Genomic DNA, 11,974 nt, shown 5'->3' with positions numbered 1-11,974 from the left:
TTATCTATGGATACGACACTATTAGTTGGGCTACTTGCTGCTTTTTTTACAACATTCGCATTTGCTCCACAAAGTATAAAAACCTTGAAAACTCGTAATACCGAGGGTATTTCAATAACTATGTATATAATGTTCTTAACTGGTGTTATATCTTGGGTTGTTTATGGATTTTTAAGGTCAGATATTGCAGTACTTATAGCAAATGTCATAACATTCTTTCTAGCTGCCCCTGTGTTATTAATTACTTTGATAAATTACAAGAGAGGTAAAAAATGAAATTGGCTATTATTGGTGCGGGTCCCGCAGGTATAATTTCAGCTTATAATGCTGCACAAAATAATATTGAGGTAGTTTTATTTGAGAAACTAGCAAATGTAGGAGGGATATGGAATCCTGATAGTGGAGGAGCCTACTATCACACAAAAATGCAAAATTCTAAGTATACTTTTTACTTTTCTGAGATCCCTAGTGAAAGTAAAAATAATTTTTTAAGTGTTAAAGATGTTCATAGCTATTTATCAAATATACCTTTAGGTAAAAATAAAAACATAGCAATTAGGTTAAACACAAGTATAAATAATTTGAAAAAAACTCCAGAGGGCTGGTTATTAACACTTCAATGTGGAACACATATCACAACTGAAATTTTTGATAAAGTTATAGTAACAATAGGAGAACTTTGGAATCCAAGAAAGTTTTCAGTTCCGGGAATAGAAAATTTTTCAGGTAATTTACTTACTTCCCTTGATTATCAATCTCCAATAGATTTCAAAGATCAAAATGTTCTAGTTATTGGAGGTGGTGTCAGTGGGGCAGATATAGCATCCGATTTAGTTCCCTACGCAAATTCAGTAACTTTATCCATAAAAAAACTTGGTTTATTTTTGCCTAGAGAATATCCTAATGGTCCTAATGATTTAATGCATTCTTATCTTGGACGATATTTATTAAATAACCTCTCATTTAATGATTTTCTTAATTATTTGGATAAATTATTACCTGATTATATGCAGATATATCGTCAGTCAGGAGTACTTCCTATCAATGCTAATAATAATGCAGTACATGTTAACGAAAAAATCATTCCTCATATAGCATCAAAGAATATAGGTATTAAACCTGTTATTAACAAAGTTTTAGAAAATGGAAGTATAGAATTTTCAGATTTTTCTTATATGAAATATGATACAATTATATCCTGCATGGGATATGAAATGCCAAATTATTCGTTTATTGAAGGATTTAATAGAGATGAACTATTTGAGCATTTTTTCTGGTTTAAGGATCCATCTTTAGCGATACTAAATCCTCCAGTTGATACAAATGGTTTTGGAGCTGCATTCCCATATTTCGATGTAATTAGTCGGTGGATTATTAATGTATTTTCTGGAAAAACAAAACTACCGCCATCAGAAACAATGAATGAATGGTGTAAAGAAAATATGTCCTCACTCCATGTGAAACGCTTCTACGATAGCTGGCTTGAAACCATCAGGATTGGATTAGAATCAAACGTTATTCCAGATCCTAAAACTGATTTTAAAGCCTATTGGAATATCATAACAAGTGTCATGCGGCCAGAATATTTATTACAACCACCTACAAATATTGATAAAGGTATAATGGATAATTTTTTTAACTTTGAACATGTAAAAATAAGAATACTTGGAGGTTTTAATAAGGATATCCTAGATTTCTTACTTAAGAAAGGTGATATTAATATAAAAGAATATGAATCAGCTTTACACGTAACAACGGAATATGTGATTGATCCCAAATTACTTTACGACCAAAAATATATTTTGGAATAAGTAACAAAATTTACCAGTTACGAATATAGCCTATTACGCATAATAAAGCGTTTTTATATTATAGGTTGTTGATCTTTTGTATATAACTTCCTAGTTTCACCATATAGAAAGGTAAATGCTAGTGAAGTATAACCGTATATCATACCGAGTCGAAATGACTCGGTATTGTTTTAAAAATGAATTTTCAATCAAATATTACAGTGATAAAAATACCAATCCAACCATCGTTTCCTCTTTTGAACCTCTCTTTCCTAGTATAAGAATACAATCTTTTTATAGTTTAAAATTAACTCTCACAAGGTTTAGCAATAGCACCCTCGATCAGAAATAACAATCCGCACATGAAACATGCGATTTTTAGGCTACCCTATAAGAAATGTCTCATACTTCACATCCCCTCAAAGGGCATGTGAATACTGACATGCGCATAGTTTTATATGCCAAACATTGTCTAGCTATAACAATAGTAGCATCGAGCAATTATGAAACTAAAGTCGATAGGATTTTCATAGTATCTACTGCAAAATGGTTTTTGAACGATGATGTCAGCAGTTTTAGGAAGTTTGATACTACAAATTAATGAAGAAGATCCGTCAGAAGTAAAAAACACTACTGACGGATCCAATCCTACACTTTTTATACTGCTTGCAAAGCCTTTATTCTAATACACCGAATCTAATGCAGAACGAAGATCTTCTGGGTCTTCTTCAATATAACTCATCGTCACTTTCAAATCTGAATGCCCTAATATTCGTTTTACATCGTAAATACTCGTTTTATTTTTTATCAGTTTTGTTGCCAAAGTATGTCTAAAACGATGAGGGGATACTTTACAACGAATCTCTTTAGATAATACATAAAAAATATGAGATAGCTGATGATTACTCATCATTTCACCTTGGCGATAATTGGTCGTTGAAAACCGATTTACATTAAAAAATTGAGCATCTTCATCATCCCCTATTCTTCTTAACTCCTCAGCAATCTTCTGAAAGTCATTAAAAAGTATCTGCGGAATAGGAATTTCGTGATATTTGTGATTTTTGTTTATGTGTGATGGGATACAAATCATTTTTCTTGATAAATTGATATCCTTGATTCTCAACTTTACAAGCTGAGCACGTCGAATTCCTGTGTATTTTAATACATTAATCAAACATAGAATAAACCACTTAGGTCTTAAGCGAGAAGGTAGATTTTCTTCACTTTTGAAAAGTAAATCTATCTTCCTAAAGATAGTTTCATCCAAGACTTTTCGAGAAGTATTACCTTCTCTTACCATCATTTTTCTAAATGGGTTATCCTTATTTTTTATAAAATTTTGCTCAATTGCAAAGTTATAAAGGCTTTTCAAATGTCGACAATAATTATTCCATGTAACCGGCTTAATTCTAAACAAAACCTCAGCTCTCCAATGGACTATATCAGCTTTTGTTAGAGCTTGAGGTGATTTATCAGGATAAAACTTTAATAGCTGATTGACGACTTTTTGATAGGCTTTCTCTGTATCGGGCCTTAATTCACGAAATAAAAAAATTGAGTTAATAATTCATCAAAATTTGAAACTGTCATTGAATATTTCCTTTTAGTTTTAACCAGTGATTATTGAATACCGGTTTATTTCCGACAAAGAGTTTTACATCTTCAATAAGATATCCACTCAATAAAGATGTTTTTTTCTGCCCAACCACATCACAAGACCAGATGTTCCAAGAGTCTCCATCAGCATAGAAGCGTTTATGGATACCTAAATCTTGAAATTCTTTTTGTAGGAATTCCCAATCCTCTTGCTTATCACTCCCCAACTTCTCTCGTGTATATAACTGAAATATAGCCGGTGTAACCATAAACAAGTGGTTTTCCACAAAATGCAATTTTGCATCAGGTTTATTAATGTGAATGGACTTAGCTATAATACCCTCTTTTACCCATTTGATAAATTTTTCAGTTGTTAATAAGTCGCCACTGTCTATTACCTTGTTCTTAATTTTTACTTCTGAAATAGGACTTTTTTGACTTTTTGGCTTTTGCTCACTCCCTACGCTACTTATTTCCTCTTTCAACAATGTTATACCCTGCTCTGTTTCAGATAATTGTTCTTCTACTGTTTCAATACTTATATTATCGGATTCATGGGAAGATAACGTCACTGATGAACTATTTTCACCCAGTGTGGGAAATAAGTCTAAGTAAGAGCCAAATGGATCAGATTCTGATTCAGGTTTTATATTGTTATCATTTGTGCCAGTATTTAATGTAATATCTGGTGTGATATTAATATCACTCAACAAAAACTCATTACTGGTTTCATCATGATTTTTACTCAATATTTCAGTTGTCTCATTAATTCCTAATGAAACATCTTGTATTTTATTGTTACCTTCTTTATCCGTTACTGTGACAAGTCCATCAAATAAAGGTGGGCGACTATCAATGCCTTCCCATATAACATTGGGAGATATCTTGAGTAATGTAAATGGAGCAGATGGCTGCCATCCACTGTTAGAGGCAATTTTTCCATACCATATCGCTGTATTTTCAGGCGTTGCTTCAATTAATTTATGTGCCTGTAATTCATCAAATACACGGCTATTTTGAGCCGGAACAGAGATACCTTGTTGCATTAAATAAGCTCTGACTTTATCCGTTGTACTTTTGCTTAACACCCATAGCCCTTCATTGGTTAGCCATCCTTCCCCGCCACCTTTAGGCGCATTAAGTTTCATATTGCTGATAACTTCTTTCAATGCGATATGTAACTGTTTCGCAAAAGAAACCGGTGCTTTTTCTCCAATTTTTTGAATATCTCCACCAAGTGCCATTGTCACGCTAATTTGATCTGCTTTTTGAATAATATCTGCTAAAACACCGGCTTTATCTGAATGTCCACTAATAAAGTACATTAATGTGGAAAAAGCTACCGGAAATTCAGCTAACCAATCCAATGCTTCTTGAGGAATAAATTGCTGTGCAAATACCCCCCCTATGACAGGATGAAGTGAATAATCTCGGGATTTAATATAACGGAAACGATATGGGCTATCTATTTTCCCTTGCCAAGGAAACCAACGTCTTTGATCTTCTAAAATAACTTCGACATCGACCGCTGTTTTCCCTAGGTCATGTAATAATGCTGCATAAATGACAACAGCAGTCCATACATCTCTTTGTTTAGCTTGTTCTTCGGGAGGAGAGTTTGGCGGTAGAACATAATTTTGTCTTAATTTTGCAGCAATAGACAATACTTCCAATCCATGATCAAGCATCCCCCCATTATGGGCATGATGATGACTTTCTGATGCAGGAAGTAATTGAACAATTTCGGCATACCGCTCTATTGGCTTACGATAAAGCGTATCAAACATTTTGGGAGTCATGGATACATTCTGCCAAATATCAGTTAAATACCGTTCTCTTAGAGGTGTATTAAGTAGTTCTGAAGCAGATAATGGCTTGTTCCACCCTTTAGAAATAGATGTATTTTTCTCAGTCTGTGTTTTTTGAGGGGGCGTTATACGCAATGCGGTGATGAGCTTTTTGAGCATTTTTGATGATAGCCTGTTAATATTTTGCCTATTACAACAAGAACGCAATAATGAGGTAAAGCAGAAAGTTAATGCAATTTCATTTTGATTTTTTTATACTAATCTAAAGGCTTTACAAGCAATAATATAGTGTATCCCTATTGGGAAAATTACCTTTAATAAACCAAAATCTAGCTTATAGATAAAGACAGAGGTTAATATGAGCAACCTAAAAGTAAATAAAATTCCTTCAACCTATGAGTTTTGGGGAGTAAAAGGAATTGAACGATTATCTATTAATCTTGACCCAAATAGTAAAATAAATGTTTTTATTGGTAATAATGGGGTTGGTAAAACAAAAGCATTAGAATGCTTATATCAATCCTTATTATTTTCAAATGACCAATACTTTCTTAAAGATAGTGTTCTTTTTCATGAAATAAAACCAAAACTAGTATTTGAAAAAGCAAAAATTGATAATCTTTCCTTTTGGAAAGATGAGCCTCATAAAAAAATTCCTATAATGAATTTGACAAAATCAAGAAGATTGTATCCTTTCCTATTATCTATATTCCAGCACAAGAAAGAGGATATATTAATGATAAAAACATTGAAAGTATAAAACCCTTGGGAAAATATCAAGAAAGAAAAAGAGAGTATTTTGAAAATATATATAAAAACATGAATAATCCTAATAATACTTCTATTACAGAATGGTTTATTCAACGAGCCATGTCTACTAATGAATACCAAACTGGAATTGATAATAGAGAGATTGAGCTACTATCCGTTCTTAATATTTTAAATAAAATTGATGAACGCATTAGTAACGATAAAAGATCTTTTTCCATACCGGGTGGAAACTCTGTTGAATTTACGATAGATGGTCAAAAAAGAAATTTAAAAGAACTCAGCACCGGGTTTACCTCCTTAATTAGAATCGTACAATCCATAGTATCAGGTTATTCATTTTTCACAAATTCAACGGATATTGAAAATGAAATAGGCGTTGTGTTAATTGATGAAATTGAAAGTCATTTACATATTAGTTGGCAAACAAGGATATTGCCTATACTTAATAAAATCTTCCCTAATACCGTCTTTATTGTTGCTACGCATTCGTCATTAGTATTATCTCAGTTATACAACGGTAAAGCATATCAATTAGTTAATGAAAATGGCATTGTTAAAAATAAAGAAATTTCCAACCCAAGTAATGAGGCATTTGTTGATTTACTCTCTACTGCATTTAACGTCAATTTGAATAAAATTAAACTAGATAACATTCAATCCGAACGTTCTGAAAAACAACAAAATAATTTATTTGATACTCTAGGAATAACTAATTAGGTATGGATATGAAGAAAATCTTATTAGATACCAATAAAATCATTAATATTCTAAAAGGTAATCCTAACGATATTGAATGGTTTAAACAACAATATAAATTTGGTGATGTTATTTTCTTTACTACGCCATTAATTCGACATGAAGTTTTACGATTTTATGATTATTCCAAAGAAAGTAAGGCGGAATATGAGAAAGCAGAAAAATTTTTATCCGGACTGGAAATTATTAACATTGATAAGGCGATTACAGATATAGCGACCAATATTTTTAGACATGAGAAAGAAAAACATTCTAAACGCTATCAACCAAAATCTGATGGAACAGAAAAACGTTTAGATAAATATAATTTTGATACCATGTATGTTGCTACGGCGAAATGTTTTAAGTTAGATATATCATCAAATGATGGAGATATACCTAACATTTTATCACTATATGACGAGATGATGTCTAGTGAGGTATAGGAAAAAGGCTCTTTAGCCCTTTTGCCTTTTCGGGTAAGCCCGTTTCCCCTGGAAACGGATTTACCCTTGAAAATTTCCCCTTGGCCCGATAGGGCCTCCCTTGGCTTTTTCCTTTTACAAACCTAAATTTGGCAGTCTGAGCAAATAGTTTTGTGAAATGTCTTGAAAAACTCTGAATTGGAAGATCGAACAGTTAATCTTCCGTATCTTTCCCATCCATTTCATCTACAGAATCATAATCGCTATTATCAACTTCAGTTTCATCATACCCAACTTCATTAGTATCCTCATTTAACTCAGATTCAAGCATTTCTTTATCTATTTCACTCAGAAACTGCCAATAGTTACAAATGAGTTCATTTTCCCCATATTTTTCCCAAATACCAGGGTAAAAATATTCTGCCTCAACGTGACAAATCCCCCCTTCATGCGGATCACGAATATTTGCAACGAGACTAACCGGTATCAATAGAATGCTTAAAAAGAATATATGCAGCTTCATTATCTCTACAATTTAAGAAATTTGCTTCAATTCAATGTTACTCATCGACCCATCCAATTAAATAAAAAACTCTCTACAACTTCGAGATAATTTATCACTGCTATTTTTATACAAACCGCTATGATTCTGATAATAGCAAAATATGGGAGCTGATTATGTTTTGGTTTAAAAATGCAATTATTTATCGTTTAACAAAATCTCTTAATTGGGATTTAACACAATTACAAAATCAACTGAACGATTGTGCTTATGTTCCTTGCGGTGCGCTAGATATGAGTAAATTTGGTTGGGTTTCACCGTTGCGAGATTCAAATTTACTGTATTTTTCCGTAGGAAAGCAGATTTTATTGACGGCAAACAAGGAAGAAAAAATGCTACCGGCAAATGTAGTAAACCAAGAATTGGAGAAACGTATTAAAAGCCTGGAGCAAAAAGAAAACCGCAAACTGAAAAAAACTGAAAAGCAAGCCTTAAAAGATGATGTAGTGATGAATTTATTGCCTCGTGCATTCAGTAGAAACCAACATACTGCATTATGGATTGATACGGAAAATAACCTTATTTATGTAGATGCCACATCAAATAAAAGTGCGGAAGATTCCTTGGCGTTGCTGCGTAAATCGTTAGGTTCACTACCTGTTGTGCCGCTTGCTTTTACTAATGAACCAAGCACTGTTTTAACAAATTGGATTACACAAAATAGCTTACCTGATTGGTTGACTATGTTGGATGAAGCAGAATTGCGTGGCAGTCAAGAAGACAGTGTAATTCGTTGTAAAAAGCAACCGCTTGAAAATGAGGAAATGCTCTCTCATTTCCAGAAGGGAAAAACCGTCACAAAACTCTCTTTAGATTGGGAAGACCACTTGAATTTTGTCATTCATGAAGATTGCACGCTTAAACGCTTAAGATTTGCCGATGTTGTGTTAGAAAAAAATGATGACATTTTGAAAGAGGATTTTGCTCAACGTTTTGATGCAGATTTTGTACTAATGACAGGAATTCTTGCCAAATTAACTCAATATTTATTGAATGAATTTGGCGGTGAAAAAAAGAGAGAACAATAATGAAAAATACAACAATTTTTACTTTAATGACAATAACAATGCTTTTTATAGCATTAATACTAAACTTCATAAAAGAAGGAATTAATGTATATACCTATATAGCATTATCTACTTTAATAATACAGATTATTGTTTTTACTATGACCTTACAGAAGAATAACCAGAGAAAAGAATTAGAAAATAAATTAAAAGAGATAATAGATAAAACCTCACCAAGGTAGATGGCTATCCTACTGAAAAATGAATTCGCCATCAAAAATGTTAATTTATCTAACCTCAACATTCATTAATCCATAAATAACATATTTAAGAAGGATATAGCATGCTCGATATATCATTATTCAATGAAAGATTTGACCCAAAATTAAAATTTGATGAAAGACTTGAAAACTATACAAAAAATAAAATAGAAATTTTCACCAATCGTAACCTCATCATTATTTCAGGAGAAATTGCTGTTGGGAAATCCACATTAATTAGAATGCTAAAAAAGCAATGTGATAATTATAGAATAATTGAGAGTATATCAGACTTTAAAAAATGTTTAGAGAATCTATCAAATAATGATATTTTGTGCATTGAGTCAATTGGTGATGAAGAACTCGAATCTGTTTTATCCGATTTAATGAAGATACAAAATAAAGTTGTTTTTACTACTATTGCTCTCGGATATCTAGAACAGTATAAAACTTGGCCAAAATTTATGGAGATTCAAAGAATTAGAGCAAAAATGAGAACCTCCCCGGTTCACTTGAGATTAACTAGGGAAGACATTCTTGCTGAGAATATTTTTTAACAATCTATAAGTGGAGATTTTATTTCTGATTTAAACTTGGAAAGTAAGGTATCCTTATTGATACAATTATGTAATTTCTGTTGTAAAGGTTTATATCCTTCCCAATAGCTCATAGGATAATTAACATCAATAATATCTTCATTCCATGGGGATTCTCTAGCTTCAAGCATAAATAGAAGAGGATGTTTTTCACAATCTCTAAAAAATGGAGTCGCTAATGTATCCTTAATTGTGTATCCCTTGATATTTACTTTTGAATCAAGTCTATCAAATGCAAGCAGCATTAAAACAAATCGAGCTGTATTATTTAACCCATCTGAGCCATAGTCACCTTTTAGGTAAAAATCAGATGAAAAATAGGTATAGCAAATATTGCTATTTTCAAATTCTTGGATGATATATACATAACCACTACTTTCATTTAGGATTATGTGTAATCGGAAAACTGGATTACCATCCAATGTCGTATTCAAGAATTCTTTGGCAAAAGAAAGAGGAGATTGTCTTCGTATATGGTAAAAATGAACAGAATAAGGCGAACCAATACCATGTTGAAGCCATCGCACATTACAACCAAACAAAGAGGCTAGGTGTGCAAGCTCATCAAATGTAGGAATAACCCTGCCATCAAACCACTTTTGTACAAGTGAAGGTGTAGAGTGTCCCAATTTTTCTGCAATGAGGGAATAACTAAGTGCTCGATGTGGAATCCGGTTGACCATAGCTAATGCTGAATTAAGGCGTTGCAACAATGCTATACCATACTTATTTTCCTCATTTATCGACGTTCTTTCTGGTGTGTTTTCGTTGCACCAATGACGAATCGCAACTCTTGCTTCACCTTCCATAGATCGATCATTTTTTTGAGCAAGGGCCTGAAATTCCTCAATAATACTCGGCTCTAGTCCTCTTACATTGATTGATTTTACAAACATATTAGACTCCAATTTTTAAACGACAACCAATGATACATTTAGATTCATTTTGTTTCAATTTAAATCTATTACTGATGCCTATAAAAATACGCTTACCTAGTGGCAAGCGTATTTTATTAATAAAACATCGGTTCACTTTCCCAATCAATTTCAGGTAATTCTTCTACTGGTTCAGATTCAATTTGTTGAATTTCTGGTTCAGTATCTAAATCTGCGCATGCTAATTTATTGTCCCAGTTCCCCCATAGATGAGCGGTTGTGTATAAATGATGATGAACCTCATTTTTTAGGGTATCCCCAATTATCACTTCGCCCGGTATGTGTAAAAGAGTCATCTGAATATAACACATCATCGCAGCGGTAAAATCCAAATCTCGAGCTTGTACCCACATCTGTTGTTGAGGATTAAATGCTTCCTGGCGTAAATAATTATATGCTTCAATAATCATCACACCGGAGCCACAGGTCGGCTCTTGCAATCGGATAAATCCACGTCGTTGAATTAACTCATGACAATTGGATAGTGTCATTGTGGCCATTGCCTGCGCAACGTAACCGGGGGTGAAATGCTGTGCTTTATATCTATCGCCGAGCTCTAAGCCCATAAACACTGAACCTAAAAAATCATAGGTCTTGTTTTCAAGGGCTTCTACAACAATCACACTCAGCTCAACTAACTTTTGCTTTTCCTCATCTGTGTAGTGACCTACCGCCGTCTGATAACGCTGTTTCAGCGTTTCATCCGCTGACTCACCATACAAAACAAGATAAAACTCAAGTCCCAAAATCGTTATAAAGTCATAGAACACTTCAGAACGCCGGTAATGAGGTGCAATTGATTTAAAAAGTGCGGTAAATTTTTGTTCAAAATCCATCGTGGATTGCTCCTTATCAATTATTGAATAGGGAGCAAATCCCCCATAAGGAACTTGTCCCTATGGGATGAAAAGTGCGGTCAAATTTGACCGCATTTTAGTGGTTATGGTAGGAATTGAGGATTTAATATATCATCCAATGTCCAACTTGGTATTTCAGGAAAGTTATTTTCATCAAGCCCGGTTTCTCTTGCCGCTGACAAAACGGCTAATTCCCAAATATCCTGTAAGAATCCTTCACCATTGAGTTTGGATTTCAGGGAAGGGGAACGTTTCAGACGTCTTTCAATCCGAGTTCGTTGCTCCTTGATAGTCAGTAACCAGCTACGTCCTTGACGGTTAGGCTGATATTGCCACTTTAGTAGGTGCATAATCAGCAATTCTAATCGACTTTCCAACTCAGACAATTCGGAATTCCCCATCGTTTCCAATTCCTCTGTTAAATGTTTTATATCTACTTGGTCAAAGGCACCAAGGCTTAAATAGCGAGCCTGTTCATTTGCCCAACCATATAAATCTGATGCATAAGCAATCGACATAGTTTACCTCCTGTGATACCGGTATTCACTCGACATTGAATATTCTATGAATATTCGGTCATTCAAGTCAAATTATCCCTACAGAATTGTTAATGATCATGCAAAAGTGCG

The 11,974-nt window shown here is 33.4% G+C and carries 14 protein-coding genes; 8 read left to right on the top strand and 6 right to left on the bottom strand.

Features of this window, described 5'->3' with window-relative positions:
- The first annotated feature begins 6 nt into the window (after positions 1–6).
- The gene (locus tag BKK52_RS01375) at positions 7–276 is read left to right on the top strand and encodes a SemiSWEET family sugar transporter (protein ID WP_077474811.1); all 270 of its coding nucleotides are present in this window, start codon (positions 7–9) and stop codon (positions 274–276) included.
- Positions 273–1,811: an NAD(P)-binding domain-containing protein gene (locus BKK52_RS01370; RefSeq protein ID WP_077474812.1), complete on the top strand. Its 1,539-nt coding sequence runs from the start codon at positions 273–275 to the stop codon at positions 1,809–1,811. Before BKK52_RS01375 ends, BKK52_RS01370 begins: the two co-directional genes overlap by 4 nt.
- A gap of 661 nt (positions 1,812–2,472) precedes the next feature.
- On the opposite strand, the gene BKK52_RS01365 is transcribed toward BKK52_RS01370, so the two are convergent.
- Together BKK52_RS01365 and mobH are read right to left on the bottom strand one after the other, a co-directional pair.
- Entirely contained in the window at positions 2,473–3,348 is an 876-nt protein-coding gene (locus tag BKK52_RS01365) for a tyrosine-type recombinase/integrase (protein WP_238327066.1), read from the bottom strand.
- A gap of 31 nt (positions 3,349–3,379) precedes the next feature.
- Positions 3,380–5,356, bottom strand: a complete 1,977-nt coding sequence (gene mobH / locus BKK52_RS01360; protein WP_077477636.1) for a MobH family relaxase — start codon at positions 5,354–5,356, stop codon at positions 3,380–3,382.
- Positions 5,357–5,555: 199 nt separating this feature from the next.
- On the opposite strand from mobH, the gene BKK52_RS13735 reads away from it, so the two are divergent.
- The 3 genes from BKK52_RS13735 to BKK52_RS01350 are packed head-to-tail and all read left to right on the top strand — an operon-like array spanning position 5,556 to position 7,149.
- Positions 5,556–5,957, top strand: coding sequence for a DUF2813 domain-containing protein (locus BKK52_RS13735; protein WP_208606134.1), 402 nt, complete (start codon positions 5,556–5,558; stop codon positions 5,955–5,957).
- A 5-nt stretch (positions 5,958–5,962) separates the two neighbouring features.
- A complete protein-coding gene (locus BKK52_RS01355; RefSeq protein WP_425272076.1) occupies positions 5,963–6,685 on the top strand; it encodes an AAA family ATPase in 723 nt (240 codons plus the stop codon).
- A gap of 8 nt (positions 6,686–6,693) precedes the next feature.
- Positions 6,694–7,149: a PIN domain-containing protein gene (locus BKK52_RS01350; RefSeq protein WP_158076033.1), complete on the top strand. Its 456-nt coding sequence runs from the start codon at positions 6,694–6,696 to the stop codon at positions 7,147–7,149.
- 193 nt (positions 7,150–7,342) lie between these two features.
- Here BKK52_RS01350 and BKK52_RS01345 read toward each other — a convergent pair whose 3' ends face one another.
- Complete coding sequence (locus BKK52_RS01345) at positions 7,343–7,651, bottom strand: hypothetical protein (RefSeq protein ID WP_077477632.1); 309 nt, start codon at positions 7,649–7,651, stop codon at positions 7,343–7,345.
- 155 nt (positions 7,652–7,806) lie between these two features.
- Here BKK52_RS01345 and rdgC point away from each other — a divergent pair, with 155 nt between their 5' ends.
- From rdgC to BKK52_RS01330, 3 genes are all read left to right on the top strand, one after another.
- Positions 7,807–8,718 carry a recombination-associated protein RdgC gene (gene rdgC, locus BKK52_RS01340; protein WP_077477630.1) on the top strand — a complete coding sequence of 304 codons (912 nt, stop codon included), beginning with the start codon at positions 7,807–7,809 and terminating at the stop codon, positions 8,716–8,718.
- Positions 8,718–8,939 (top strand): hypothetical protein, encoded by a 222-nt coding sequence (locus BKK52_RS01335; RefSeq protein ID WP_077477628.1) that lies wholly within the window; start codon positions 8,718–8,720, stop codon positions 8,937–8,939. Before rdgC ends, BKK52_RS01335 begins: the two co-directional genes overlap by 1 nt.
- 101 nt (positions 8,940–9,040) lie before the next feature.
- Complete coding sequence (locus tag BKK52_RS01330) at positions 9,041–9,514, top strand: nSTAND3 domain-containing NTPase (RefSeq protein WP_077477626.1); 474 nt, start codon at positions 9,041–9,043, stop codon at positions 9,512–9,514.
- On the opposite strand, the gene BKK52_RS01325 is transcribed toward BKK52_RS01330, so the two are convergent.
- The 3 genes from BKK52_RS01325 to BKK52_RS01315 all read right to left on the bottom strand — a co-directional run bounded on the left by BKK52_RS01325 (position 9,511) and on the right by BKK52_RS01315 (position 11,863).
- Positions 9,511–10,449, bottom strand: a complete 939-nt coding sequence (locus BKK52_RS01325; protein ID WP_077474505.1) for a helix-turn-helix domain-containing protein — start codon at positions 10,447–10,449, stop codon at positions 9,511–9,513. The two genes, BKK52_RS01330 and BKK52_RS01325, sit on opposite strands and share 4 nt — an antisense overlap.
- Before the next feature lie 116 nt (positions 10,450–10,565).
- Positions 10,566–11,324 (bottom strand): N-6 DNA methylase, encoded by a 759-nt coding sequence (locus BKK52_RS01320; RefSeq protein ID WP_077477624.1) that lies wholly within the window; start codon positions 11,322–11,324, stop codon positions 10,566–10,568.
- A 104-nt stretch (positions 11,325–11,428) separates the two neighbouring features.
- The gene (locus tag BKK52_RS01315; RefSeq protein WP_077474507.1) at positions 11,429–11,863 is read right to left on the bottom strand and encodes a DUF29 domain-containing protein; all 435 of its coding nucleotides are present in this window, start codon (positions 11,861–11,863) and stop codon (positions 11,429–11,431) included.
- Positions 11,864–11,974: the final 111 nt, after the last annotated feature.

It is taken from the genome of Rodentibacter trehalosifermentans (genome assembly GCF_002000545.1).
Classification (GTDB): Bacteria; Pseudomonadota; Gammaproteobacteria; order Enterobacterales; family Pasteurellaceae; genus Rodentibacter; species Rodentibacter trehalosifermentans.
Note: the sequence above shows the minus strand (reverse complement) of the source record. Positions and strands in the feature narration are given on the sequence as shown.

Coding starts and splice junctions, on each gene's coding strand:
- BKK52_RS01320 (WP_077477624.1), bottom strand. CDS start 11,324: ATGGATTTTGAACAAAAATTTACCGCACTTTTTAAATCAATTGCACCT.
- mobH (WP_077477636.1), bottom strand. CDS start 5,356: ATGCTCAAAAAGCTCATCACCGCATTGCGTATAACGCCCCCTCAAAAA.
- BKK52_RS01375 (WP_077474811.1), top strand. CDS start 7: ATGGATACGACACTATTAGTTGGGCTACTTGCTGCTTTTTTTACAACA.
- BKK52_RS01345 (WP_077477632.1), bottom strand. CDS start 7,651: ATGAAGCTGCATATATTCTTTTTAAGCATTCTATTGATACCGGTTAGT.
- BKK52_RS01315 (WP_077474507.1), bottom strand. CDS start 11,863: ATGTCGATTGCTTATGCATCAGATTTATATGGTTGGGCAAATGAACAG.
- BKK52_RS01335 (WP_077477628.1), top strand. CDS start 8,718: ATGAAAAATACAACAATTTTTACTTTAATGACAATAACAATGCTTTTT.
- BKK52_RS01370 (WP_077474812.1), top strand. CDS start 273: ATGAAATTGGCTATTATTGGTGCGGGTCCCGCAGGTATAATTTCAGCT.
- rdgC (WP_077477630.1), top strand. CDS start 7,807: ATGTTTTGGTTTAAAAATGCAATTATTTATCGTTTAACAAAATCTCTT.
- BKK52_RS13735 (WP_208606134.1), top strand. CDS start 5,556: ATGAGCAACCTAAAAGTAAATAAAATTCCTTCAACCTATGAGTTTTGG.
- BKK52_RS01330 (WP_077477626.1), top strand. CDS start 9,041: ATGCTCGATATATCATTATTCAATGAAAGATTTGACCCAAAATTAAAA.
- BKK52_RS01350 (WP_158076033.1), top strand. CDS start 6,694: ATGAAGAAAATCTTATTAGATACCAATAAAATCATTAATATTCTAAAA.
- BKK52_RS01325 (WP_077474505.1), bottom strand. CDS start 10,449: ATGTTTGTAAAATCAATCAATGTAAGAGGACTAGAGCCGAGTATTATT.